At 60.3% G+C, this 23,025-nt stretch carries 22 protein-coding genes; 7 read left to right on the top strand and 15 right to left on the bottom strand.

The features are described from left to right. Positions 1–79: 79 nt before the first annotated feature. Positions 80–1,240, top strand: a complete 1,161-nt coding sequence (locus ACIOWA_RS07000; protein ID WP_339431590.1) for an AAA family ATPase — start codon at positions 80–82, stop codon at positions 1,238–1,240. A gap of 395 nt (positions 1,241–1,635) precedes the next feature. On the opposite strand, the gene ACIOWA_RS06995 is transcribed toward ACIOWA_RS07000, so the two are convergent. The 4 genes from ACIOWA_RS06995 to ACIOWA_RS06980 all read right to left on the bottom strand — a co-directional run bounded on the left by ACIOWA_RS06995 (position 1,636) and on the right by ACIOWA_RS06980 (position 5,982). Further along, the gene (locus ACIOWA_RS06995) at positions 1,636–2,433 is read right to left on the bottom strand and encodes a MetQ/NlpA family ABC transporter substrate-binding protein (protein WP_339431591.1); all 798 of its coding nucleotides are present in this window, start codon (positions 2,431–2,433) and stop codon (positions 1,636–1,638) included. 168 nt (positions 2,434–2,601) lie between these two features. Further along, positions 2,602–3,534 (bottom strand): sigma 54-interacting transcriptional regulator, encoded by a 933-nt coding sequence (locus ACIOWA_RS06990; RefSeq protein WP_401158957.1) that lies wholly within the window; start codon positions 3,532–3,534, stop codon positions 2,602–2,604. Between the two features lie 56 nt (positions 3,535–3,590). Then, positions 3,591–4,172 carry an alpha/beta hydrolase gene (locus ACIOWA_RS06985; protein WP_401158955.1) on the bottom strand — a complete coding sequence of 194 codons (582 nt, stop codon included), beginning with the start codon at positions 4,170–4,172 and terminating at the stop codon, positions 3,591–3,593. Positions 4,173–4,911: 739 nt separating this feature from the next. Continuing rightward, positions 4,912–5,982: a fatty acid desaturase gene (locus tag ACIOWA_RS06980; protein WP_401158954.1), complete on the bottom strand. Its 1,071-nt coding sequence runs from the start codon at positions 5,980–5,982 to the stop codon at positions 4,912–4,914. 100 nt (positions 5,983–6,082) lie between these two features. Between ACIOWA_RS06980 and ACIOWA_RS06975 the strand changes: the two genes are divergently transcribed. Next, the gene (locus ACIOWA_RS06975; RefSeq protein WP_401158952.1) at positions 6,083–7,087 is read left to right on the top strand and encodes an AraC family transcriptional regulator; all 1,005 of its coding nucleotides are present in this window, start codon (positions 6,083–6,085) and stop codon (positions 7,085–7,087) included. A gap of 57 nt (positions 7,088–7,144) precedes the next feature. On the opposite strand, the gene ACIOWA_RS06970 is transcribed toward ACIOWA_RS06975, so the two are convergent. Then, positions 7,145–8,530 carry a heavy metal sensor histidine kinase gene (locus ACIOWA_RS06970; RefSeq protein WP_401158950.1) on the bottom strand — a complete coding sequence of 462 codons (1,386 nt, stop codon included), beginning with the start codon at positions 8,528–8,530 and terminating at the stop codon, positions 7,145–7,147. Continuing rightward, positions 8,520–9,200, bottom strand: coding sequence for a heavy metal response regulator transcription factor (locus tag ACIOWA_RS06965; RefSeq protein WP_339431597.1), 681 nt, complete (start codon positions 9,198–9,200; stop codon positions 8,520–8,522). The genes ACIOWA_RS06970 and ACIOWA_RS06965 overlap by 11 nt, the downstream gene beginning before the upstream one ends. 136 nt (positions 9,201–9,336) lie before the next feature. Here ACIOWA_RS06965 and ACIOWA_RS06960 point away from each other — a divergent pair, with 136 nt between their 5' ends. Next, entirely contained in the window at positions 9,337–9,822 is a 486-nt protein-coding gene (locus tag ACIOWA_RS06960) for a heme-binding protein (protein WP_339431598.1), read from the top strand. Positions 9,823–9,833: 11 nt separating this feature from the next. Beyond that, entirely contained in the window at positions 9,834–10,244 is a 411-nt protein-coding gene (uraH, locus tag ACIOWA_RS06955; protein ID WP_339431599.1) for a hydroxyisourate hydrolase, read from the top strand. 43 nt (positions 10,245–10,287) lie between these two features. Here the strand turns inward: uraH and ACIOWA_RS06950 are convergent, their stop codons facing one another. Then, the gene (locus ACIOWA_RS06950) at positions 10,288–10,965 is read right to left on the bottom strand and encodes a Crp/Fnr family transcriptional regulator (RefSeq protein ID WP_339431600.1); all 678 of its coding nucleotides are present in this window, start codon (positions 10,963–10,965) and stop codon (positions 10,288–10,290) included. 82 nt (positions 10,966–11,047) lie between these two features. Between ACIOWA_RS06950 and ACIOWA_RS06945 the strand changes: the two genes are divergently transcribed. After that, the gene (locus tag ACIOWA_RS06945) at positions 11,048–11,572 is read left to right on the top strand and encodes a DUF962 domain-containing protein (RefSeq protein WP_401158947.1); all 525 of its coding nucleotides are present in this window, start codon (positions 11,048–11,050) and stop codon (positions 11,570–11,572) included. A 95-nt stretch (positions 11,573–11,667) separates the two neighbouring features. On the opposite strand, the gene ACIOWA_RS06940 is transcribed toward ACIOWA_RS06945, so the two are convergent. The 6 genes from ACIOWA_RS06940 to dibA form a co-directional block, all read right to left on the bottom strand. Continuing rightward, positions 11,668–12,657 (bottom strand): sulfate ABC transporter ATP-binding protein, encoded by a 990-nt coding sequence (locus ACIOWA_RS06940; protein ID WP_339431602.1) that lies wholly within the window; start codon positions 12,655–12,657, stop codon positions 11,668–11,670. Between the two features lie 3 nt (positions 12,658–12,660). After that, a complete protein-coding gene (gene cysW / locus ACIOWA_RS06935) occupies positions 12,661–13,533 on the bottom strand; it encodes a sulfate ABC transporter permease subunit CysW (protein ID WP_339431603.1) in 873 nt (290 codons plus the stop codon). 12 nt (positions 13,534–13,545) lie between these two features. Continuing rightward, a complete protein-coding gene (gene cysT / locus ACIOWA_RS06930) occupies positions 13,546–14,364 on the bottom strand; it encodes a sulfate ABC transporter permease subunit CysT (protein ID WP_221730987.1) in 819 nt (272 codons plus the stop codon). A 64-nt stretch (positions 14,365–14,428) separates the two neighbouring features. Next, positions 14,429–15,442 carry a sulfate ABC transporter substrate-binding protein gene (locus ACIOWA_RS06925; protein WP_401158944.1) on the bottom strand — a complete coding sequence of 338 codons (1,014 nt, stop codon included), beginning with the start codon at positions 15,440–15,442 and terminating at the stop codon, positions 14,429–14,431. A 75-nt stretch (positions 15,443–15,517) separates the two neighbouring features. After that, positions 15,518–15,700: a sulfur starvation response protein OscA gene (oscA, locus tag ACIOWA_RS06920; RefSeq protein ID WP_041477433.1), complete on the bottom strand. Its 183-nt coding sequence runs from the start codon at positions 15,698–15,700 to the stop codon at positions 15,518–15,520. Between the two features lie 163 nt (positions 15,701–15,863). After that, positions 15,864–17,783, bottom strand: a complete 1,920-nt coding sequence (dibA, locus tag ACIOWA_RS06915; protein WP_401158942.1) for a phosphodiesterase DibA — start codon at positions 17,781–17,783, stop codon at positions 15,864–15,866. Between the two features lie 146 nt (positions 17,784–17,929). On the opposite strand from dibA, the gene desA reads away from it, so the two are divergent. Continuing rightward, positions 17,930–19,114 carry a delta-9 fatty acid desaturase DesA gene (gene desA / locus ACIOWA_RS06910; RefSeq protein WP_339538145.1) on the top strand — a complete coding sequence of 395 codons (1,185 nt, stop codon included), beginning with the start codon at positions 17,930–17,932 and terminating at the stop codon, positions 19,112–19,114. Positions 19,115–19,258: 144 nt separating this feature from the next. Next, entirely contained in the window at positions 19,259–20,248 is a 990-nt protein-coding gene (locus tag ACIOWA_RS06905; protein WP_401158939.1) for a GGDEF domain-containing protein, read from the top strand. A gap of 36 nt (positions 20,249–20,284) precedes the next feature. On the opposite strand, the gene ACIOWA_RS06900 is transcribed toward ACIOWA_RS06905, so the two are convergent. Together ACIOWA_RS06900 and gabT are read right to left on the bottom strand one after the other, a co-directional pair. Continuing rightward, positions 20,285–21,496, bottom strand: a complete 1,212-nt coding sequence (locus tag ACIOWA_RS06900; protein WP_401158937.1) for an HDOD domain-containing protein — start codon at positions 21,494–21,496, stop codon at positions 20,285–20,287. A gap of 141 nt (positions 21,497–21,637) precedes the next feature. Next, the gene (gene gabT / locus ACIOWA_RS06895; protein WP_339431609.1) at positions 21,638–22,915 is read right to left on the bottom strand and encodes a 4-aminobutyrate--2-oxoglutarate transaminase; all 1,278 of its coding nucleotides are present in this window, start codon (positions 22,913–22,915) and stop codon (positions 21,638–21,640) included. Positions 22,916–23,025: the final 110 nt, after the last annotated feature.

Raw genomic sequence — 23,025 nt, 5'->3', positions numbered from 1 at the left:
TGCCCGATCCCTATACTCCCTGCGGTCGTTCACGGGGGCATTCCCACGCCGAGCGCCGGAACGATCAATGAGGAGCCCCATGCTCAAGACCCTCGCGGTGGCCAATTACCGCTCAATCAATAAATTGGTGATCCCGCTGGGCCGTCTGAACCTGATCACTGGCCCCAACGGCAGCGGCAAATCCAATCTCTATCGGGCCTTGCGCCTGTTGGCGGAGACCGCTCAGGGTGGCGTGGTCAACGCACTGGCCCGCGAAGGCGGACTGGACTCAACCTTCTGGGCCGGACCGGAAACCATCAGCCGGCGCATGCGCAACGGCGAAGTGGCGATCGAGCCGACGGTGCGCCAGGGCGTGAAGCGTCTGCGCCTGGGCTTTGCCGGGGAGGATTTCAGTTATTCGATTGCCCTCGGCTTGCCTGCACCAACCCACTCCTGTTTCTCGCTTGATCCAGAAATCAAAAAGGAATGCATCTGGGCCGGGCCACTGTATCGCCCGGCCAGCCTGCTGGTGGATCGCGACGGCCCGATGATCCGCGCCCGCGACGGCCGCCGCTGGGACGTGCTGGCGCAACACACACCGAACTTCGACAGCCTGTTCGATCAGGTCGGCAACTTGCGCAGCTCACCGGAAGTGTTCCAGATGCGCGAATTCATTCGGCGCTGGCGCTTTTATGACCACTTTCGCAGCGATGCCGACGCCCCGGCGCGCCAGCCACAACTGGGCACGCGCACGCCGGTGTTGCATCACGATGGCCGGGATCTGGCGGCGGCGTTGCAGACCATCGTCGAAATCGGTGATCCCGAAGCGCTGCGCACCGCCATCAGCGATGCGTTTCCCGGCGCACGGCTCGACATCGCTCCGTTGGCGGGAGGACGTTTCGCCATCGAGTTTTATCAGGAAGGGTTGTTGCGACCGCTGTCGGCGGCGGAGTTGTCGGACGGAACGTTGCGCTATCTGCTGCTGGTCGCGGCATTGCTGACACCGCGACCGCCGTCACTGATGGTGCTCAACGAACCGGAAACCAGCCTGCACCCGGATCTGTTACCGGCGTTGGCACGCTTGATTATCCGCGCCTCTGAGCAGTCTCAGGTATGGGTGGTGTCCCATGCGCGGCGGTTGATATCAGCGTTGCAGCAAGACCCGGAGTGCAACTGCATCGTGCTGGAAAAGACGCTGGGCCAGACCGGGATTGTCGGGCAGCGAGTGCTGGATGAGCCGGCGTGGAATTGGCCTGACTGATGCTGATCCCCACGCGAACGGTTTTACGTGTTGGCGGAGAACAAATAACAAGGCTATTTTTCCTTTTGCTGTAGGAAGGATCTTTTTTTCAAAAAAGGCCTCCAAGGACGAACAGCTTTTGGCCAGACTCCCCCGGCCCAACCATCACAAGGAAGAGAATATGGCTGACTTAAAAGTGCCGCAGCGCCTGGATCCGCAGGACATCGTGAAATTGCTGGTGGCGTTGCGAAGGGCATTAAAGGCCCAGGCGGTCTGAGATCACGGTCAACAGCAACCTCACCCAGCCCTCTCTCGGTGGGCGAGGAAACTGAGCACACACAAAAACGCCGATGACTATTTCCAGCCATCGGCGTTTTCATATCCAAACCCTGGAAGGGGTTTGCCGAATCGTCAAATCAGAACGCCGGCAGTACCGCGCCGTTGTACTTCTTCTCGATGAACGCTTTGACTTGCGGGCTGGTCAGGGCAGCGGCCAGTTTCTTGATGGCGTCGCTGTTCTTGTTGTCCTCACGGGCCACCAGGAAGTTCACGTAAGGCGAGTCGGCGCCTTCGATCACCAGGGCGTCCTTGGTCGGGTTCAACTTGGCTTCCAACGCGTAGTTGGTATTGATCATGTCCAGATCAACTTCGTTCAGAACGCGCGGCAGCATGGCCGACTCCAGTTCCTTGAACTTGAAGTTATGCGGGTTCTTGGCGATGTCTTTTGGGGTCGCCAGGGCGTTTTTCGGGTCTTTCAGTTCGATCAGGCCAGCCTTCTGCAGCAGGATCAGCGCACGGCCGCTGTTGCTGCCTTCGTTCGGGATGGCGATGGTCGCGCCGTCAGGCAGTTCAGCCAGGGTTTTGTATTTGCTCGAGTAGCCACCGAACGGTTCAACGTGAACACCTTGCACGGTTACCAGGTACTTGGACTTGTCGTCCTTGTATTTGCCGGCGTTGAAGCTGTCCAGATAAGGCTTGGTCTGGAAGTAGTTGGCGTCCAGGCGCTTCTCGCCCACTTGCACGTTCGGCTGCACGTAGTCGGTGAAGACTTTGATTTCCAGATCCACGCCTTCTTTGGCGAGGGTCGGTTTGATCAGCTCAAGAATTTCAGCGTGTGGGACCGGCGTCGCCGCCACCACCAGTTTCTCGCCGGCCTGGGCCAGGGAAGCCGTCAGCGCAGCCGCCAATGCGGTAAACAACAGAACCTTTTTCATGCAGTGTCCTTATCGAAAATCACGGTCGTCATCGACGACGGCATCTAATAGCGGTGCCAGTGAAGGGCTATCGCTGGCGTGAAGCGGACAATACCGGGATTTTTTATTCCCGGACAATAACGTTTATTCAGCTTCATATTCCATTTTGTTCATACAGAGTTACACGGCTCAAAGCCTCTCACTCAGGCTAATCAGCCACTCTTTCAATGTCTTGCGCTCGGCCACGCTGCCGCCAATGTCGATGTGCGTCACCAGCCGTTCGATCTGAAGCTGCGGCCCAGACGCCTCGGGCAGGTTCAGGTGCTGCGGCAAAATCTCGTCGCCGGTGCTCACCAGCAAGGCAAAGTGAATGACGTTTTCCAACTCGCGGGTGTTGCCCGGCCAATTGTGTTGCTCAAGCACATGCTGCGCCGCTGCGCTGATCAACGGCACCGGCAGACCCAGTCGCTGGCTATAAATGCCGAGAAAATATTCAGCCAGCGGCAGAATGTCGCCAATGCGTTCGCGCAGCGCCGGCAATGCCAACGGCCCCTCGCTGAGATAGTGATAGAGCCGTTCGTGGAATTTCCCGGCGTCCACCGCTTGCGCCAGATCGATGCTGGTCGCGGCCACCAGACGCACATCCACCGAGCCTGACTGATGCGCACCGACGCGGGTGACTTCGTGGGTTTCCAGCGCGGCAAGCAATTTGATCTGGATCGGCAACGGCAAGTCGCCGATTTCATCGAGGTACAAGGTGCCGCCATTGGCCGAACCGAACCAGCCTGCGCGACTGCTGGCCGAACCGCTGTAACTGCCGGCAGCGTAGCCGAACAGTTCAGCATCGGCGTAGGTCGGGCTGATCGCGCCGCAATTGACCGACACGAACAAGCCGCTGCGATCACTGGCGCGGTGGATGTGCCGGGCAAGCAACTCCTTGCCCGTTCCGGTCTCACCGCGAATCAATACTGAAATCGAACGCGAAGCCAGTTGCTCCAACTCTTCTCGCAACTGCCGCGAGCGCGGATCGACGAACACCAACGCCTTGGCGCGAATGCTCAGGGGGCTTTTTTCCGCATCGGGAAAGGTCAGCAATGGCTGACCGAACATTTCAATACTCATGGCTGACTCCCGCCCACAACCGCCAGCAGACGGGGGCGTTGCAAGAAACAGAAAAATCAGGCGCGACGTCGAGCGTTTTGTTCCATGCGGGTTTGCAGGCGATAGAGATAGGCAAAACCCTGTTCCCAACGCTGATGCCCGGATTTCACATTGATATGCCCGGCGCCAGCGAGAATCCCCGCCTCGGCGCCCCAGTTACGCGCCAGTTCCAGCGCTCGTGGCGCACTGACGGCGGCGTCGTTGTCGGAGCTGACGACCTGGCTTGGGAACGGCAGCAGATCACTCGGAATCGGCGCGAAGTTACGCAGCGCCGGCGCGCAGGTCGCACGCTCGACATCGGCCGGGGCGACCAGCAACGCACCGCGCACCTGACGCAGGTATTGCAGCGGCGCAGTGGCGGCCCAGTGGGCAACGGTGATGCAGCCCAGGCTGTGCGCGATGAGGATGACGGGCGTGCTGTCGGCAGCAATCGCCTCGGCCAGTGCGCCAACCCAGTCCTCGCGGCGCGGGGTCAGCCAGTCGGCCTGTTCCACCCGTGCGCTGTTGGGCAGGCTGTTCTGCCAGTGGGTCTGCCAATGATCTTCTGGCGATCCTTGCCAGCCCGGCACAATCAGGTAGCGAATTGATTCGTTGTGCATGGGGGCGTTCTCCTGCGTGTCTGTTGCTGACCGAGTATAGGGAGGGGATTTATATCCGTTAAGGAATAAGAAGCTATTTATTAATACCCATATCGAATATCAAATAGAAAATGGGTCGGCGCGAGCAAATAAAAAAGGGCCGCACCCTGCCAAGGAGACGGCCCCGGAAAATCAAAAATTCTTTTACCGCGCAGTGATCACCGATAAGTGAGTGATCCCCGTCCCGGGCGACTTCGCTGTCGCCCAAGTGCAGATGCCAGCCACATCATCATCTCCCCACCGTATAAACGTTTCGCGCGAATTTGGTTTCGGTTTTATGAATCTTGAATTTGATTGGTCCCTTGACCGAGCCGTTTTGGACGACATCTACATTATTGATTGACGCACTCTCCCCGCCAGCACGGATCTGCGGGCCACACTCAGAGTCGGTCTACACTCCAGTCAGCGTCATCGCCTTCATCGTTGAGCACCGTGATAAACCATGATGTTTGCACCTGCTCCGCAAAAAACCCGTACCGCAAACATACCACGACTTGTACAGTACGAAATCGATTCTAAAACCAACCTCGGCGCGCGCCTTCGAAGCCAGCAAAGGCAAGTAAACACTGATCTTCACCCACTTCAGGAGAGTCTCAACCTGTCGCGCCGCAGTACGATTGGGTGTAATCCGCATTCAAATCAGACCGATTTACAAGATCAGTCCCCTCTCCCTCTGGGAGAGGGTGGGTAACAGCAACTGTCAGGCCTCCACCGCCTCACCCGACACCACGACCTCATCCTTGCGAACAAACCGATTGGCCCGCCCGAACGTTCCGAAATCATTGAACCGCACGCCCATCTCACGCATCACTTTGTGCGCCACTGGCACGGTCATCTGGCGAATGTAGAACGGCTCCTTCACCACAAAATGGTGAATCCCGTGACTGCTGCCAAAGTTGAAGCAGAACGCCTGCAACGGCCACAACCACCATGGGTTCAACACCTGACATTGCTGCAGCACATTGCCCGGTTCGACATCCCCGTAGTAATGCATGTTCGAACTGATGAAGTGCAGGCAAAACGTGCGCAATACATTCGGGCCGATGATCACCACGGCGGCGATATCAATCACCTGCATCACGGACAACGTGGTCGCCGACCATTCAATCGGCGACCCCATCAGGTAGGCGATGCCATTGGCCGCATGAAAGCCGAGAAACACATACCAGGCGCCCCAATGCACCAGCGCCAGCGGCGCGTAGACCTTCAGCGTGCGTTTGAGGATGCTGAATTTATGCGCCCAGGTTTTCGCCCGCAGCAGGCGGATAAACGCCGACATCACGTTGTCGCCCACCATCAGCAACCGCGCAAAACCCCACGGCTCGCCATTGGTGATCGCCCGCTCTTCCATGTCGGTCTCAGTGCCGGAGACTTTGTGGTGATTGAGGTGCAGATGTCGGCGAATCCATGGGTTGATGGTGCTCGGCCGCGCCAGCCACACCAGACCCATCATCACGTTGTGCGGTACGCGCTGTTTGCGGAAATACATGCTGTGGATCAGGTCGTGCTCAAGCTCATGGGTGAGCGAGGCAAAAAACGCATTGAGTAGCAGGCACACCCACCAGGCCATGTAGCCACTGATGTACAGCGCCGCCGAACCGATCATCCCGACCAGGGCAAAGGCCAGAATCCCCGCCCCAAGTGCATCCTGATGCTTGAGAATCGGGTAGCGCTCGCGCAGTTCCACGCCTTTGGCCAGCACCACTTGGCGAATATGCGCTGATCGCTGGGCTGCATTGTGTCGCTGGGGACTTGCAGAAGTACCGTCCATGCTTCCATCCTCTGGTCATTGATACTCGCATCCTGCCCTGTGCCGATTGCGAACGTGGTAGCCGTGCACGCCAACCTGTTGACCGGAAGCGCCAATCAGCATGAAGGAACCGACCTCCCTCGCCAGTTGGACCCGTGCCTTGCGCAAGCAACTCGATGCGCTGGGGCTGGACAGCGCTGACCTGTGCCAACAGGCCGGGCTTGATCCACAGTTGATGGACGACCCCAACGCGCGCTACCCACTGTCCGGCACCACACGCCTGTGGGAGATCGCGGTGCAGGTCAGCGGTGATCCGGCGATTGGTTTGCGGGTGTCGCGGTTCGTCAGCCCGACCACCTTCCACGCGCTCGGTTATGCGCTGGTCGCCAGTGGCAGTTTGCGCGAGGTATTCGAACGCATCGTGCGCTATCACCCGGTGGTCAGCGATGCGCTGGAACTGGATCTGCGCCGCAGCGACGACCGCTATCTGTTCCGCCTGAAAGTCCCGCCAGGCAATCCCGCGCCGGCCTTCGAAGCCATCGACGCGTTTGCCGCCATCTATGTGCGCACCTGCCGCAATCGCCTGGGGCGTGACTATGCACCGCTGGCGGTGTACTTGCGCCGCCCGGAGCCGGCGGACGCGCATCAATGGCACAAAGTCTTCCGCGCCCCCGTGCATTTCTCATCCGCCGAAGATCGCCTGGAGTTCGCCCTCGCCGACTTCGACAGCCACCTGGACGACGCCAACCCGGAACTGGCCGAACACAACGAAGCGGTACTCAAACGCACCATGGCCCAGCTTCAGCCGCTGACCTGGGAGCGCAAGGTGCGCGACGCCATCGAAGAACAACTGCCCGAAGGCGAGCCCGGCGCCGAACGCATCGCCCAGGCCTTGCACCTGAGCTTGCGCAGCCTGCAACGGCATCTGGCGGATGAAGGTTGTCGCTTCGATACGCTGCTCAACGAGAGCCGCGAGAATCTTGCACTGCAGCATTTGCGTGATCCGCAGTGTTCATTGAGCGAGATCAGCTACCTGCTCGGCTTCGCCGACACCAGCAGCTTCAGCCGCGCGTTCAAGCGCTGGACGGGGCTGACGCCGGGGCAGTTTCGGGATGGGTTGCGCTGAGCGATATTTTTATTGGATTCACTGGCCTCTTCGCGGGCAATCCCGCGAAGGCGTCAGTCAGATCACCACAAAGCCCAGCTCAAACACCGTGCCCGTCGCATCACTACTGACCCGCACCTGGCCGCCATGCAATTGCATGATCGATTGCACAATCGCCAGCCCTAATCCGCCCGAATCACCCGGCTCGGCGCGGGCCGGGTCGACGCGGTAGAAGCGGTCGAACAGTTTGCCCAGATGCTCAGAGGCGATGGCCGGCCCCAGGTTGTGAACCTGTAACCAGCACCAGCCCGGCTCATCGCGACGGCGCAGGCTGATGACGGTGCCGGGATCGGCGTGGCGCACCGCATTGGCCAGCAGGTTGCCGAGGGCACGTTGCAGCAGTTGTTGATCGGCGTGCAGTTCACCGCGCAATTGGTTTTCCAGCAGCAGGCGGCGGTCATCGGCCAAGGCTTCGAAGTATTCACACAGTTCGCTGCCGACGCCGTGCAGCTCCAGCGTACGCCGCTCGAGCGCTCGTTCGGCCTGTTCGGCCCGGGCGAGGAACATCAGGTTTTCGGCCATGCGTTTGAGCCGTTCGAACTCTTCCATGTTCGAGGCCAGCACGTCCTGATACTCCGATGCGCTGCGCGAGTGATTCAGCGCCTGACCGTTGCTCGCCAGCAATGTGTGCAGCGGTGTGCGGATCTCGTGGGCAAGATCGGCAGAAAACTGCGACAAGCGCTGCACGCTGTCCTCCAGACGCGCCAGCATGCCGTTGAGCGCCTGTACCGGCTCAAGCAGTTCGGCGGGCGTGCGGGCGACGGGCAAACGTTGATCGAGGCTGCGCAGATCAATGCCGCGTAACGCTTCGCTCAATTGCCGTAACGGTTGCAGGCCCCGGCGCAGCAACAGCAATCCCAAACTGAAGGCCAGCACGGCACCGAGGCCGACCGCCAGATACAAACACAAACGATAGCTGGCGAGCATCTGTTCGCGCTCACTCAGCACTTTACCGGCGATCACCGTCAGCGACTCGCCGTTGGGCCCTTGCGCTTCGCCGGACAGCAGGGCCAGTTCGGCGCCGTCCGGTGCTTGCCAGGTCAGCACGTCGTGGCGTTGCGGGGTTTGCCCACGGGCGATGGCGTTGATCGGCGGCAAATCGCGGTGACGCGGGTTGATGGCGATCACGTTCGCACCATCGGCGCGGCGCACCAGCAAGAGGCTGTCGAGATTGCCGAGCATGTTCTGGTACAGGCGCGGCCGTGCCTGCAAAGCGTCGAGGCTGTCACTGTCGGCAAGCAAGGCGCGCACTTGCTCCAGACGCCCGAGCAAGGCCAAGTCATCGCGGTAGGCGATTTGCGCGGCGAGCGAGCGGTAAAGGAACACGCCAATCGCGCTCAGCACCAACGCGCAGACCACGGCGAACGCCAGCGCTAGGCGCCAGGCGATCGACCTAGAGCGCATCGTCAGGGGCTTCCAGTTGATAGCCAACCCCGCGCACGGTGTGGATCAGTTTCGGCATATACGGATCATCGACTTTCGCCCGCAGACGACGCACCGCGACTTCTACCATGTTGGTGTCGCTGTCGAAATTCAGGTTCCACACCTGCGAGGCGATCAGCGTGCGCGACAGCACTTCGCCCTGGCGACTGGCGAGCAGTTGCAGCAGGGCGAATTCTTTGTTGGTCAGGGCGATACGCTGGCCGCCCCGACTGACCCGTCGGCGCAGGACGTCGATCTCCAGATCGGCAATGCTGTAAGACTCGGCTTCGCGCATCGGCCCGCGTCGCAGCAGCGTGCGCACCCGCGCCAGCAGTTCGGCGAAAGCGAAGGGTTTGAGCAAGTAGTCGTCGGCGCCCAGTTCGAGGCCACGCACGCGGTCTTCGATGGCGTCCTTGGCGGTGAGGAACAACACCGGCGTGGCGCCGCGCTGACGGATCAGTTGCAGCAATTGCCAGCCATTGAGGCCGGGCAGCATCACGTCCAGGATAATCAGGTCATATTCCTGCTGCTCAATGTAATAGCGCCCGTCGAGGCCATTGAGCGCCACGTCCACAGCAAATCCCGACTCGCCCAGGCCCTTGGCGAGGAAGTTCGCGGTTTTGGCTTCATCTTCTACGACCAGCAAACGCATGGCACACCTCGATTGATCAGGCACACAGGCTAGGCGCCTTCGGCGGTGTTGCCCATTACAAACTTGTAATCAGACTGACGAGGTTCTGACGAAGACGGGCGGATAAGGTGGCGACCTTCGCTTTCGGAGCCTGTCCATGACCCTCAAATACCTTGTAGCCAGCCTGGCCCTCGGCCTCAGCGGCAGCGTTTTCGCTGCCCCCGAACTGCCGCGTCACGCCGACCTCGACCTGAAAACCGCACGCCTGCTGGCCGATACGGCGCAGCGCAATTGCACCGGCACGGTGTCGGTCCTCGACCGTGGCGGCAACTTGTTGGTGACGATGCGCGGCGACGGCGTCGGCCCACACAACACTGCCGCCAGCCAGCGCAAGGCCTACACGGCGCTGTCGACCAAAACCCCAACCCGGCTGTTCGCTGAACGCGCTCGCAGCAACCCGCAAACCGCCAATCTCAATACCCTCGACGAACTGCTGCTACTGGGCGGCGGCATTGCGCTGTTCGCCGGTGATGAACTGGTCGGCGCCATGGGCGTGGCCGGTTCCGGCGGTGGCGAGCAAGACGAAACCTGTGCAATCCGCGCCGCCGACAAGGCCGGCCTGTCCATTACCCGCCCCCAATAAGGAGCTTCATCATGACAACTTTGCGCATGACGTTCGCCGCCCTCGGCCTCAGCGCGTTTTCCAGCCTGGCGTTGGCCGCTGGCAACCCACTGAGCGTCCACGTACTCAATCTGGAAAACGGCCTGCCCTCAGCGGGTGTCAACGTGACGCTGGAAAAACACGTCGGCCAGAACTGGCAACCATTGGCCGAAGGCACCACCAACGAACAGGGACGCATCGGCGAACTGTTCCCGGCCAAACAGCCTTTTGAGGCCGGTGAATACCGCGTGGTGTTCAAGACCGGCGATTATTTCAAGCAAACCAGACGCGAGACGTTTTTCCCGGAGATCCCGGTGATTTTCGAAGTGAAGCAGACGGACCAGCATTACCACATCCCGCTGCTGCTGAGCCCTTACGGCTTCTCGACCTATCGCGGGTCCTGAAATCAACACAGATCAAAAATGTGGGAGCGGGCTCGGTTGCCCGCTAGATCGCGGCGAGGGCGCGCAATCGCTTGGCGTCGAGGATCTCGATTTCGCCATACCCAAGGCCGATAATCCCCTGCCCCTGCAAGTCCTTGAGAATCTGGTTGGTGGTCTGCCGTGACAGCGACAGCATCGACGCCAACTGCTCCTGCGGCAGTTGCAGCACCCGGCGCGGCGCACCGAGTTCGCCGTAGCCCTCGGCGATCATCAGCAATCGATGCGCCAGTCGTGCCGGGGCCGGCAGCAGACTCAGCTGTTCGAGATTGATGAAAGCAAGACGCAGTTTATGGCTCATCAGCAGCGCCAGATGCCGCCAGTACACCGGCTGTTCGTCGAGGATTTTCAGCAGCGTGGCAGGCGGGATATTCAGCAGGGTGCACGGCCCGACCGCATAAGCATCGTGAGTGCGTGGCTGGCCATCGAACAGGCAGATTTCGCCGAACCAGTGCGGCGCTTCCACCAGACTCAGCAACGCCTCCTTGCCCTGCTCGCTGACCGCACCGATGCGCACGGCACCGTCGAGTACCGCGTACAAACCGCACGGTGGATCACCTCGCTGGAACAGCCGTTGCCCCGCCGTCAGCCGCCGCTCCCGGGCCACTGCCAGCAGACTATCCTGAAAGGACGCAGGCAGATGGCTGAACCACTGGCCGGTCAGCAGCCGTGAACGCATATCCATGAACACTCCTGATTGTCGTCTGCCTGACAGTACCAACGCTGAACCCTGGGCATGATGCGATCACCCTACAGGAGGAACAACAATGAAAAGCCTCGTCGATCACCTGAGTCAATACGCCGCCTACCACCGTGATCCGCGCAACATCGCCAGCCACTTTATCGGCATTCCGCTGATTGTAGTGGCCGTGGCTGTTTTGCTGTCGCGCCCCGAGTGGTCGGTGGGGGTGTTGTGGCTATCGCCAGCCGTGCTCGTGGCGCTGGCTTCGGCGTGGTTTTACCTGCGCCTGGAAGTGAAGCTCGGTTTTTTGATGACGGTGCTGATGGGCCTTTCGGTCTGGGCCGGGCACGTGCTGGCGCAGCAGAGCACCCTGGTCTGGCTGAGCAGCGGTATGGCGATGTTTGTGATCGGCTGGGCGATCCAGTTTGTCGGCCATCACTACGAGGGCCGCAAACCGGCGTTTGTCGATGACATTTCGGGGCTGATTGTCGGGCCGCTGTTTGTGGTGGCCGAACTGGCGTTCATGCTCGGGATGCGCCATGAACTGAAAGAGCAGATCGAGGCGCGAGCGGGGGTGGTGCGGGTCAATCCGAATCGGGCGGCGGTGTAGACCGCTTTCGCGAGCAAGCCCGTTCCCACAATGGAATGCGTTCCCACTGCGGGAGCGGGCTTGCTCCGGGCGGCGATGCGACGAAGCTTTTGACGTTAGAGGCTGGCGATTTTCTGCCAGACCTTCGGCTTGAAGAACAGGGTTTCCCCTTTGGCCAGCCCCGTCAGGCTGTCGTGATCCTTCACCACTTCGGCTTCGATCAGATCCGTCTGCCCCTCAACCTTCAGCGTCACCCGCGTGGTCGCACCCAACGGCCGGATATCGCGGACTTCGGCGGCGTGATGATCCTCCAGCTCATGCCGTGACAGCGACACTTCATGGGGACGGAACAGCACATGATTGTCATCGCCCAAGTGCAGACGGTTCGAATCACCCAAGAAGTGATAAACGAAATCGCTGGCCGGGTTTTCGTAGACGTCGCCCGGTGAGCCGATCTGCTCGATCACGCCTTTGTTCATCACCACGATGCGGTCGGCGACTTCCATCGCTTCTTCCTGGTCGTGAGTCACGAACACCGAGGTCAGGTTGATGTCTTCGTGGAGCCGCGCGAGCCAGCGGCGCAGTTCTTTACGCACCTTGGCGTCAAGGGCGCCGAAGGGCTCATCCAGCAACAGCACTTTGGGCTCCACCGCCAACGCACGGGCCAGAGCAATGCGCTGACGCTGACCACCGGACAGTTGCTCCGGGTAACGATCCGCCAACCAATCCAGTTGCACCATGTTCAGCAGTTCATGAACTTTGGTCGCGATCTGGCTTTCGCTCGGGCGCTGGTTTTTCGGTTTCATGCGCAGGCCGAACGCGACGTTGTCGAACACCGTCATGTGGCGGAACAAGGCGTAATGCTGAAACACGAAACCGACGTTGCGATCCCGCACGTCGTGGCCGGACACGTCTTCACCGTGAAAGACGATGTTGCCCTGATCCGGGGTTTCCAGACCGGCAATAATGCGCAGCAAGGTGGTTTTGCCACAGCCGGATGGGCCGAGCAGCGCCACCAGTTCACCGCTTTGAATGTCCAGGCTGATGTTGTCCAGCGCCTTGAACGCATTGAAATTCTTGCTGACGTTACGCACTTCGATCGACATGAATTATTCCTCCGCGGCGCTGGCGCGCAGGCGGTTGATACGGTTTTCGCTCCACTGCTTGGCCAGCAGGATGAAGAGCGCCAGGATCAGCAACAGGCTCGCCACAGCGAACGCGGCCACATGGTTGTATTCGTTGTAGAGAATCTCGACGTGCAGCGGCAAGGTGTTGGTCACCCCGCGAATGTGCCCGGAAACCACCGACACCGCACCGAACTCACCCATGGCCCGCGCCGTACACAACACCACGCCATAGATCAGGCCCCACTTGATGTTGGGCACCGTGACGTGCCAGAACATCTGCCAGCCATTGGCGCCGAGCAGACGCGCGGCTTCCTCTTCCTGCGTGCCTTGTTCCTGCATCAACGGAATCAGCTCACGGGCCACGAACGGCACGGTGACGAAAATCGTCGCCAGCACGATGCCCGGCAATGCAAAGACGATCTGAATGTCGTGATCCTGCAGCCACGGCCCGAACAGGCCTTGAGCGCCGAACATCAGCACGTAGACCAGACCGGCAATGACCGGCGACACCGAGAACGGCAGGTCGATCAGCGTCACCAGTAGGCTTTTTCCACGGAACGCGTACTTGCTCACGCACCACGCCGCGCTGACGCCGAACACCAGGTTCAGCGGCACCGAAATCAGTACGGCGAACACGGTGAGCTTCAGTGCCGACAGTGCATCCGGTTCAAAGATCGCGGTGAAGAATGCGCCAAGGCCATTCTTCAAGCCTTGGGACACCACGATGAACAGCGGCAACAATAGAAACAGCGTGAAAACCAGCCAGCCGAGGCCGATCAGGATTCTGCGCGAAGTGGCACTGCCACGGCGCGCTGCGTTGGCCGAAGAGGCGGCGGCAATAGACGATTGGGACATGTTCGCGCCTCCTTATGGGGTTTCGATGCGCCGCTGCAGCAAGTTGATCAGCAGCAACAGGACAAAGGACACCACCAGCATCAAAACGCCGATGGCGGTGGCGCCGGTGTAATCGTACTGGTCGAGTTTGACCATGATCAGCAGCGGCAAAATCTCGGTTTTCATCGGCATGTTGCCGGCGATGAAAATCACCGAACCGTACTCGCCGACGCCACGGGCAAAAGCCAGGGCAAAACCGGTGAGCCAGGCGGGCAGCAGCGCCGGCACCAGAATGTAACGGAACACCTGCAACGGCTTCGCCCCCAGACACGCAGCAGCTTCTTCGACTTCACGGGGAATGTCGGCCAGCACCGGTTGCACCGTGCGCACCACGAACGGCAGGGTCACGAAGGTCAGCGCCAGGGTGATGCCCAGCGGGGTGTAGGCGATCTTGAAACCCAGGTCTGTGGCGAACTGCCCGACCAGACCGGTCGGCGCGTACAGCGCAGTCAAGGCGATACCCGCCACCGCCGTCGGCAGGGCGAATGGCAGATCGATCATCGCGTCGATGACCTTGCGCCCCGGGAAGGTGTAGCGCACCAGCACCCAGGCCAGCAGCGTGCCGATGATGCCGTTGATGATCGCGGCACACAGCGCGGTACCGAAGCTCAGCTTCAGGGCGGCCAGCACACGCGGCGCGGAGATGATCGTCCAGAACTGATCCCAGGTGAGTTGCGCGGCGTGGACGAACATCGCCGCCAGCGGGATGAGCACAATCAGGCTGAGGTACACCAAGGTGTAACCCAGCGTCAGCCCGAAGCCGGGTATGACGGGGGAGATACGACGCGACATAAAAGTCCTTGGTTAAAAAGCCTTCCGCTGAACGCATCAGGCTCGTGGTGTGGCTGAAGTCAGATTACTGCGCCTGATAAATCTGGTCGAACACGCCACCGTCGTTGAAGAATTTCGGCTGTGCGGCTTTCCAGCCGCCGAAGTCCTTGTCGATGGTCACCAGTTCCAGTGTCGGGAACTGCTGGGCATATCTGGCGGCGACAGCCTTGTCACGCGGACGGTAGAAGTTCTTCGCGGCGATTTCCTGGCCGGCCGGGCTGTACAGGTGTTTGAGATAGGCTTCGGCGATCTGCGCATTGCCCTTCTTCTCGGCGTTCTTGTCGACCACGGCCACGGGCGGTTCAGCGAGGATCGAGAGTGAAGGCACGACGATGTCGAACTTGTCCGTGCCGCCGTCTTCTTTCAGCGCCAGGAACGCTTCGTTTTCCCAGGCCAGCAACACATCACCCTGACCATTGTTGACGAAGGTAATGGTCGAGCCGCGAGCGCCGGTATCGAGAATCGGCACATGCTTGAACAGGGTCTGTACGTACTCCTTGGCTTTGGCTTCATCACCGCCGTTGGCTTTCAGGCCGTAGGCCCAGGCGGCGAGGAAGTTCCAGCGCGCACCGCCGGAAGTTTTCGGGTTAGGCGTAATCACCGAGACGTCGTTCTTGACCAGATCACCCCAGTCCTTGATGCCTTTGGGATTGCCCTTGCGCACCAGGAACACGATGGTCGAGGTGTACGGCGTGCTCGCCTGCGGCAGGCGCTTGTGCCAGTCGGCCGGCAGGGTTTTGCCGAGTTTGGCGATTTCGTCGATGTCACCGGCCAGGGCCAGGGTCACGACGTCGGCACGCAGACCGTCGATCACCCCACGGGCCTGCTTGCCCGAGCCGCCGTGGGATTGCTGGATTTTCACCGTGTCGCCGGCATGATCCTGCTGCCAGAACTGGATGAATTCGGCGTTGTAGTCCTGATACAGCTCACGCGTCGGGTCATACGACACGTTGAGCAGTTCGTAATCCTTGGCAACCGCGCAACCGGCAAACGCAGCACTGGCCACGGCGGCCAACGCGTAACGGCGAATCGACGACATGGTGAAAGCTCCTGGAATTCTGGGTGATGGCTTTTTCTTATGAATATCTGCAATCGAGTTGCCGGTCGGGATCTTTTAGCCCGGTTGCTTGCCCGGCTGCTGCAAGCGGAATTTCTCTTTGCGCTCGATCTGGACCACTTGCGCGTTGTGCACAGTGATCTCCACTGCGCCAAAGCGCAGGTCGCGCAGGGCACTCTGGATCTCACGCAAAATGGTGGCTTCGTCCTGACCGTCAACGCTACGCAGGGATGCGCTCATGGTGCTGCTCCTTTGAAGGGGATTGGCCTGGCAGCGGAGGGCACTGCGTTGGCGTGGGAGCAATATAAGAGAGGCACTGTTATTCTTAAAAATACTATTTAAGAATTTTTATATAACCGAAAAGAATTATCTATACGGACAAGGGGTTGCGATCTGTTGATCTTCAACCGATCAATGGCGCTCGCGACCAATCGATCTCCGGCGCCGGTACCGGCCGTCCAAACCAGTACCCCTGCCCCAGATTGCACTCCTGCTCCAACAGAAACGCCACCTGCTCAACCTGTTCGATGCCCTCGGCATGCACCTGCATGCCCATGCTGCGGGCCAGCGCGATGATCACCCGGACAATCGCCACATCATGTTCGTCCCCGGGCAATCCGGCGACGAACCCCTGATCGATCTTGAGTTTCTGCACCGGCAAGCGCTTGAGCCGCAGCAGCGATGAATAGCCAGTGCCGAAATCATCAATGGCCAAACGAATGCCCAATTCGCGCAAGCGATGCATCTGCTCCAGCGCCACTTCCGGGTCGTCCATCACCGCACTTTCGGTGACCTCCAGTTCCAGATAGGCCGGGTCCAGACCGGTGTCATGCAGCACCTGCGCCACCTGCTGATACAACTCGCGTCGAGCAAACAGCCGCGACGAGACGTTCACTGCAACAAACGCCAGCAACACCCCGGCTTTCAGCCATTGGCACATCTGCCGGCAAGCCTGCTGCATGACCCACGCGTCGATCTCGGCGATCAACCCGGTGCGCTCGGCAATCGGGATGAATTCGGCCGGCGACACCAGGCCGCGCTGCGGATGCTGCCAACGCACCAAGGCTTCAACGCCAATCAGGCGCCCGGTTTTCAGGTCATGCACCGGTTGGTAGTAGACCCGCAGCTCCTGCTGCTCCAGCGCTCGGCGCAATTCGAAAGCGATTTCGACCCGTCGCTGGGCATGGGCCGTCAGCTCTTCGGTGTACAAGGCGTAACCGTTGCGCCCGTTGCTCTTGGCCTTGAACAGCGCAGCATCGGCATTGCGCAGCAGTTGTTCGGCGCTCAGCGCATCGCTGGGAAACAGGCTGATGCCGACACTGGCGTTGATGAACAACTCATGACCTTCGATACAAAACGGCTCTTTGAGCGCGTCGAGAATGCGCCGGGCCAACGCCGCTGCCTGCACCAGTTGTGGACAACACTCGGCCAGCACCGCGAATTCATCGCCTCCGAGTCGCGCCAGAGTGATGCCGGGACCGAACAAGTCCTGCAACCGCGCAGCCACGGCCTTGAGCAGTCGATCACCGACGTTGTGACCGAGGCTGTCGTTGATCATCTTGAAGTGATCCAGATCGAGCATCAGCAGGGCGCAGCCGCGTTTTTGGAGCTGCGCCGAGGCCAGCGCCTGCTCGGCGCGGTCGCTGAACAACAGGCGATTGGGCAGATCGGTCAGCGGATCGTGGTGAGCGAGGTGCTTGAGCTCATGCTCGGAGTGCTTGATCGCACTGATGTCGGAGAACACCGCCACATAGTGACTAAGGCGCCCCTGATCATCGTGTATGACGCGGATGGTTTGCCACTGAGGATAAATTTCGCCGCTTTTACGGCGGTTCCAGATCTCACCGCTCCACTCGCCCTGCGACGCCAGCGTGGCGAACATCGCCTGATAGAAACCCGGCGGATGATGGCCAGACTTGAACAGGCTTGGCTGCTGACCCAGAACTTCCTCGCCTTGGTAACCAGTGATCTCGATGAACGCACGATTGACGTGCACGATCAGCCCACGATGGTTGGTGACCAGTACGCCTTCACGCGTGCAATCGAACACAGCCGCCGCCTGCCGCAGGCGTTCGCGATCAGCATGCCGCTCGCGCAAACGCGCGCCAATCCCCAGAAACGCACACAAACGCGCCCGCGCCAGAAAGATCAGCCCGGCACTGAACGCCGCCAATACATAACCGTTGATCAGTTGCCAACGGGCAAGATCGACGGCGTTATCGAAGAAACTGTTTAATAAATAACCAGTCCCCTGCAGCCAGACGACTGCAACTACAAGATAGAGCAGCGCTGCACGCAAGGCATCGCGATAAGTGGCTGACATTCGGCCGTCCATGTCCCTACAAAAAGGTTGGGATTATAGGTCAAGAAACATCCAGCGACTCTTATCTGAAAGGGTGACTGGTTTTATCTGTGTGCTTGGTGATAATGCAACGGCTGTTTTTATCTTTATCGAGGGCCCTATAGCCTATGTGGTACGAAGGTTTTCTTGGTTTGTCGGCCTGGTCACTGGTCGCCGTAACCCTGCTCATGACCCATGTGACAATTGTCGCCGTCACGGTCTATCTGCACCGTTACTCCGCCCATCGCTCGCTGGAGCTGAATGCCGGGCTCAAACACTTTTTCCGCTTCTGGCTGTGGCTGACCACAGCGCAGAACACCCGCGAATGGACCGCCATCCACCGCAAACACCACGCCAAATGCGAAACCGAAGATGACCCGCACAGCCCGGTCATCAAAGGTCTGTCCACTGTGCTGCGCACCGGCGCCGAACTGTACCGCGCCGAAGCGCAAAACCCCGAGACCCTGCGCATCTATGGCAAAAACTGCCCCGAAGACTGGATCGAACGCAACGTCTACAGCCGCTATCCGCTGCTGGGCGTGGCCATCATGGGCGTCATCGACCTGCTGCTGTTCGGCACCATCGGCATCACCATCTGGGCGATCCAGATGATGTGGATCCCGGTGTGGGCTGCCGGCGTGATCAACGGCCTGGGCCATGCCGTCGGCTACCGCAACTTCGAATGCCGCGACGCGGCGACCAATCTGGTGCCGTGGGGGATCCTGATCGGCGGCGAAGAACTGCATAACAACCATCACACCTACCCCAACTCGGCCAAGCTGTCGGTGAAGAAGTGGGAGTTCGACCTCGGTTGGGCCTGGATCAAAGTCTTCAGCTTCCTGCGTCTGGCCAAGGTGCAACGTGTCGCGCCGATTGCTCACCGTGTCGAAGGCAAGGGCAACCTGGACATGGACACCGCCATGGCGATCCTCAACAACCGCTTCCAGATCATGGCCCAGTACCGCAAGCTGGTCATCGGCCCGCTGGTCAAGCAAGAGCTGGCCAAGGTCGATCATTCGGTGCGTCACCAGTTCCACCGCGCCAAGCGTCTGCTCTCGCGGGAAACCAGCCTGCTGGAAGATCGTCATCACCTGCGTATCCAGACCATGCTCGAGCACAGCCAGGCACTGAAGGTAATTTACGAAAAACGTCTGGCCCTGCAACAGATCTGGGTCAAGACCAGTGCAAATGGCCACGACATGCTCGCCGCCATCAAGGAATGGATTCACGAGGCCGAGGCCAGTGGCATACATTCCCTGCGCGAATTCGCCGACCAGTTGAAAACCTACTCGCTGCGCCCTGCAGCGGTCTGAGACCGTTGATCGGTGCGTCCGGACTCCCGGGCGCACCCATCGGAACTTAGCCCGCAATCCCCTATCTCAAAGACACTTCGCCACCCCGGCGGGCCGTACTGTGGTCGTTGTCGAATTCCGGCACGCCCTTTGAGATCTGTGCCGATGGTCAACAACAACCAAAAAGACTCATCCCTCCCGCAATGGCCCGAGGCCGCGCAAACCCTCATGGCGTTGATGCACGCCCAAGGCGAAGTCGCCCGGCTGAGCGAGCGCGAGCAACTGTTCAGCGCCCTGCTGGTCAGCGTCAATGCCGTGCTGTGGGCCTTCGACTGGGAAACCCGGCAGGTGCTGTACGTCAGCCCCGCCTATGAACGGATTTTCGGCCGCTGCGCCGGCCTCTTGCTCGCCGACTACAACCAGTGGCGCGACAGCATCTACCCCGACGATCTGGACTACGCCGAACGCAGCCTCGCCGACGTCCTGCACAAAGGCGCCGTGGAAGATCGCGAATACCGGATCATTGCCGCCGACGGCCAGGTACGCTGGATCAGCGATAAATGCTTCATCAATCGTCAGGACGAACCCGGACAACCGGTGGTGATTGTCGGTATCGCCGAGGACATCACCGATAAAAAGCAGATGGAAACCGAGTTGCAACGCCTGGCCACTACCGACGTGCTGACCCAAAGCAGCAATCGGCGCCACTTCTTCGAATGCGCCAATCGCGAATTCGAAGAGGCGCGCCTGCAAGGTTCACCACTGGCATTCCTGCTGCTGGATATCGATGACTTCAAAGTGATCAACGACAGCTACGGCCATCCCGTGGGTGACAATGTGCTGCAACGGATCGCCGAGTGCGGTCGCGGTTCGCTGCGACGCGCAGATCTGTTCGGGCGTATTGGTGGGGAAGAGTTTGCCGCCGTGTTCCCCGGCTGCGCGCCAGAGATGGCGATGCAAGTGGCCGAACGGCTGCAACGAGAGATCCAACGCTTGAGTTTCAACCACAACGGCCAGACGTTCGGCATTACGGTGAGCCAGGGTCTGACCAGCCTCAAGGAGGGCGATGGCAGCCTCGACAGCCTGTTCGCCCGTGCGGATGCAGCGATGTACGAAGCCAAACGCCAGGGCAAAAACCGGATCATCTCTGCCTGACAACACAAAACAACTGTGGGGTTGTGAAAACTCCGGTTATTTGCGCATCCGCATCAATTCCGGCAGCCCGATCTTGAGCAACCGCGCCGTGCGGCTCTTCGCCAGTTCCTCAACACCTTCATGCTCCGTCAGGCGAGCCATCTGCGCCGCCATGTTCATCACCAGCGCCTCGCGGGAATACACCCCGCCGCCGAGCTGGTAGACCGAAGCAATCAGCTCACGCAGCTCCAACGGCAAACGCCAGCGTGTACGCAACGCCGAACCATACGCCGCGCCAAACTCGGCCAGCGCGTCGCCGACTTCCTCACACTCATCCAGCTCCCCGCCGGCCTGCTTCCACTCCTGCAGACAGCGCAGCAACGCCAGATCGCCCAAACGATGCAACATGCCGGCGCAATAGCAGCGCTCCTGATCCAGATCGAGCAAGCGCGCCAGGGTGCGAGCGTACTCCGCGGTGTGCAGCGACAGGCCCCAGTAACGCTCGGCATAGTCCGCCAGACACGGATCGCTGAGCCTGGCGCTGCGCTTGAGCGCCAACCCCAGAATCAGGTTCATGCTTTGCCCAGTGCCCAGCCGATGCAGCGCCTGCGCCAACGTCTGCACCGGTGCACCGTGGTGCTGCGCCGCGCTGTTGGCTGCGGCGATCAGTACGGCGGTGATCTGCGGGTCGATGCGGATTTCCTCTTCCAGCAGCTTCAGGTCCAGCCCATTGGGATTGAGGCTGCGTTTGACCGCCACCAGCACATCGGTCATCAGCGGGGCGCCGTCAGTCTGCTCGCGGCGTCGCTCAAGGAACACCGACAAGGTCATGCCCGGCGCGAGTGCCGGCACTTCGCAGAACACTTCCTCACCGGCATTGAGCAACAAACCTTGCAGACGCTCCGTCAGGCTTTCCATGTTCAGGGGTTTGGTCAGGTACGCCGTCGGCGCCAGCGGAAGGGCTTCGCGCACGCTCGCGCTGTCGTTGCGGCTGCTCATCAGAATGAACGGCAGCGGCGGATTGCGTTTGCGCTGGCGCACGCTGCGCAACACGCTCAAGCCATCGACACCGGGCAGCTCCCAATCGACGATGGCCAGGTCATAGGGCACTTCGCTGAGCAGCGAGAGGGCTTGCTGGCCGTCGGCACACAGATCCAGCCGCGCATCGCAGCGCACGTTGAGCAGCACTTGTTTGAGCAGATCACGAGACCATGGGTCGGCCTCGGCAATCAGCACTCGGGGTACGGCGGGTAAATCAACGGCAGTCATGCGCGCTCTCCCTTGCAATGCCTGAACCTTAGCCAATGCGAGCTATTCGATACAGCGCTAAACCTGATGATGTGATTCCACAGACGAAAAAAAACCCGCCGAAGCGGGTTTTTTGTCTATCCAGTCACACAGCGCCCGACCCTACAGCTCGGAGAAGCACTCTTCGATGATCGCCAGACCTTTGTCCAGTTGCTCATCCGGCGAGGTCAGCGGTACGAGTACGCGCAGTACGTTGCCGTAGGTGCCGCAGGACAACAGGATCAGGCCCTTGTCGCGAGCCTTGGCCACAACGGACGCCACAGCGGCAGCGTTCGGCTTGTGGCTGTCGCCGTTCTCGAACAGCTCGACGGCGATCATTGCGCCCAGGGCACGGACTTCGCCGATGACCGGGTACTTGGCCTGGATGGCTTTGAGGCCAGTGACCAGTCGCTCGCCGACAGCCTTGCAGCGATCCAGCAGTTTTTCTTCTTCGAAAACTTCCATCACCGCCAGAGCCGCCGCGCAAGCGATCGGGCTACCGGCGTAAGTGCCGCCCAGGCCGCCTGGAGCGATGGCGTCCATGTATTCGGCCTTGCCGCACACACCGGCCAGCGGGAAGCCGCCAGCGATGGATTTGGCAAAAGTGGTCAGGTCGGCAGCAACGCCCATCTGCTCCATGGCGAAGAAGGTGCCGGTACGGCCAGCGCCGGTCTGCACTTCGTCAGCGATCAACAGAATGCCGTGCTGGTCGCACAGGGCGCGCAGACGCTTCATGAACTCTTTAGGCGCGACGTAGAAACCGCCTTCGCCCTGAACCGGCTCGATGATGATGGCAGCGATGTCACGCGGCTCAGCGTCGTTCTTGAAGATGCGCTCGATGGAAGCGATCGAATCGTCGATGCTCACGCCGTGCAGTTCGTTAGGGTACAGCGCGCGGAAGATGCCGCCTGGCATCAGGCCCATGCCGGCCGAGTAAGGCACGACTTTACCGGTCAGACCCAGAGTCATCATGGTGCGACCGTGGTAAGCGCCGGTAAAGGCGATCACGCCAGCGCGGCCAGTGGCGGCACGGGCGATTTTCACGGCGTTTTCCACCGCTTCGGAACCGGTGGTGACCAGCAGGGTTTTCTTGGCGAAATCACCTGGCACCTTGGCGTTGATTTTTTCGCACAGCTCAACGTACGGCTCGTAGGCCAGCACCTGGAAGCAGGTGTGGGTCAGCTTGTTCAGCTGTTCGGTCACGGCGGCGATGATTTTCGGGTGCACGTGGCCGGTGTTCAGTACAGCGATACCGCCGGCGAAGTCGATGAATTCACGACCTTCAACGTCAGTCACAGTAGCGTTCTTCGCGGATTCGGCGAAGATCGGGTGAATCTGGCCAACACCACGAGGTACGGCAGCGGTACGGCGGGCCATCAGTTCAGCGTTAGTCTTGCTCATTACAGTCCTCATTCGCCGCTCATCGGGCGGCGTGGTTCAAGGATTAAGCGGGAGGAAGCGACGGTGGCAGCATGCGATGATCGACTGCCACGGCGTTCCCGGCCGCAGAG

The sequence above is a fragment of the Pseudomonas sp. NPDC087614 genome (assembly GCF_044743485.1).
GTDB classification, from domain to species: domain Bacteria; phylum Pseudomonadota; class Gammaproteobacteria; order Pseudomonadales; family Pseudomonadaceae; genus Aquipseudomonas; species Aquipseudomonas baetica_A.
Note: the sequence above shows the minus strand (reverse complement) of the source record. Positions and strands in the feature narration are given on the sequence as shown.

Excerpts from the sequence above, each read along its gene's own strand:
- ACIOWA_RS07000 (WP_339431590.1), top strand. The coding sequence starts at position 80 with ATGCTCAAGACCCTCGCGGTGGCCAATTACCGCTCAATCAATAAATTG.
- ACIOWA_RS06995 (WP_339431591.1), bottom strand. The coding sequence starts at position 2,433 with ATGAAAAAGGTTCTGTTGTTTACCGCATTGGCGGCTGCGCTGACGGCT.
- ACIOWA_RS06990 (WP_401158957.1), bottom strand. The coding sequence starts at position 3,534 with ATGAGTATTGAAATGTTCGGTCAGCCATTGCTGACCTTTCCCGATGCG.
- ACIOWA_RS06985 (WP_401158955.1), bottom strand. The coding sequence starts at position 4,172 with ATGCACAACGAATCAATTCGCTACCTGATTGTGCCGGGCTGGCAAGGA.
- ACIOWA_RS06980 (WP_401158954.1), bottom strand. The coding sequence starts at position 5,982 with ATGGACGGTACTTCTGCAAGTCCCCAGCGACACAATGCAGCCCAGCGA.
- ACIOWA_RS06975 (WP_401158952.1), top strand. The coding sequence starts at position 6,083 with ATGAAGGAACCGACCTCCCTCGCCAGTTGGACCCGTGCCTTGCGCAAG.
- ACIOWA_RS06970 (WP_401158950.1), bottom strand. The coding sequence starts at position 8,530 with ATGCGCTCTAGGTCGATCGCCTGGCGCCTAGCGCTGGCGTTCGCCGTG.
- ACIOWA_RS06965 (WP_339431597.1), bottom strand. The coding sequence starts at position 9,200 with ATGCGTTTGCTGGTCGTAGAAGATGAAGCCAAAACCGCGAACTTCCTC.
- ACIOWA_RS06960 (WP_339431598.1), top strand. The coding sequence starts at position 9,337 with ATGACCCTCAAATACCTTGTAGCCAGCCTGGCCCTCGGCCTCAGCGGC.
- uraH (WP_339431599.1), top strand. The coding sequence starts at position 9,834 with ATGACAACTTTGCGCATGACGTTCGCCGCCCTCGGCCTCAGCGCGTTT.
- ACIOWA_RS06950 (WP_339431600.1), bottom strand. The coding sequence starts at position 10,965 with ATGGATATGCGTTCACGGCTGCTGACCGGCCAGTGGTTCAGCCATCTG.
- ACIOWA_RS06945 (WP_401158947.1), top strand. The coding sequence starts at position 11,048 with ATGAAAAGCCTCGTCGATCACCTGAGTCAATACGCCGCCTACCACCGT.
- ACIOWA_RS06940 (WP_339431602.1), bottom strand. The coding sequence starts at position 12,657 with ATGTCGATCGAAGTGCGTAACGTCAGCAAGAATTTCAATGCGTTCAAG.
- cysW (WP_339431603.1), bottom strand. The coding sequence starts at position 13,533 with ATGTCCCAATCGTCTATTGCCGCCGCCTCTTCGGCCAACGCAGCGCGC.
- cysT (WP_221730987.1), bottom strand. The coding sequence starts at position 14,364 with ATGTCGCGTCGTATCTCCCCCGTCATACCCGGCTTCGGGCTGACGCTG.
- ACIOWA_RS06925 (WP_401158944.1), bottom strand. The coding sequence starts at position 15,442 with ATGTCGTCGATTCGCCGTTACGCGTTGGCCGCCGTGGCCAGTGCTGCG.
- oscA (WP_041477433.1), bottom strand. The coding sequence starts at position 15,700 with ATGAGCGCATCCCTGCGTAGCGTTGACGGTCAGGACGAAGCCACCATT.
- dibA (WP_401158942.1), bottom strand. The coding sequence starts at position 17,783 with ATGTCAGCCACTTATCGCGATGCCTTGCGTGCAGCGCTGCTCTATCTT.
- desA (WP_339538145.1), top strand. The coding sequence starts at position 17,930 with ATGTGGTACGAAGGTTTTCTTGGTTTGTCGGCCTGGTCACTGGTCGCC.
- ACIOWA_RS06905 (WP_401158939.1), top strand. The coding sequence starts at position 19,259 with ATGGTCAACAACAACCAAAAAGACTCATCCCTCCCGCAATGGCCCGAG.
- ACIOWA_RS06900 (WP_401158937.1), bottom strand. The coding sequence starts at position 21,496 with ATGACTGCCGTTGATTTACCCGCCGTACCCCGAGTGCTGATTGCCGAG.
- gabT (WP_339431609.1), bottom strand. The coding sequence starts at position 22,915 with ATGAGCAAGACTAACGCTGAACTGATGGCCCGCCGTACCGCTGCCGTA.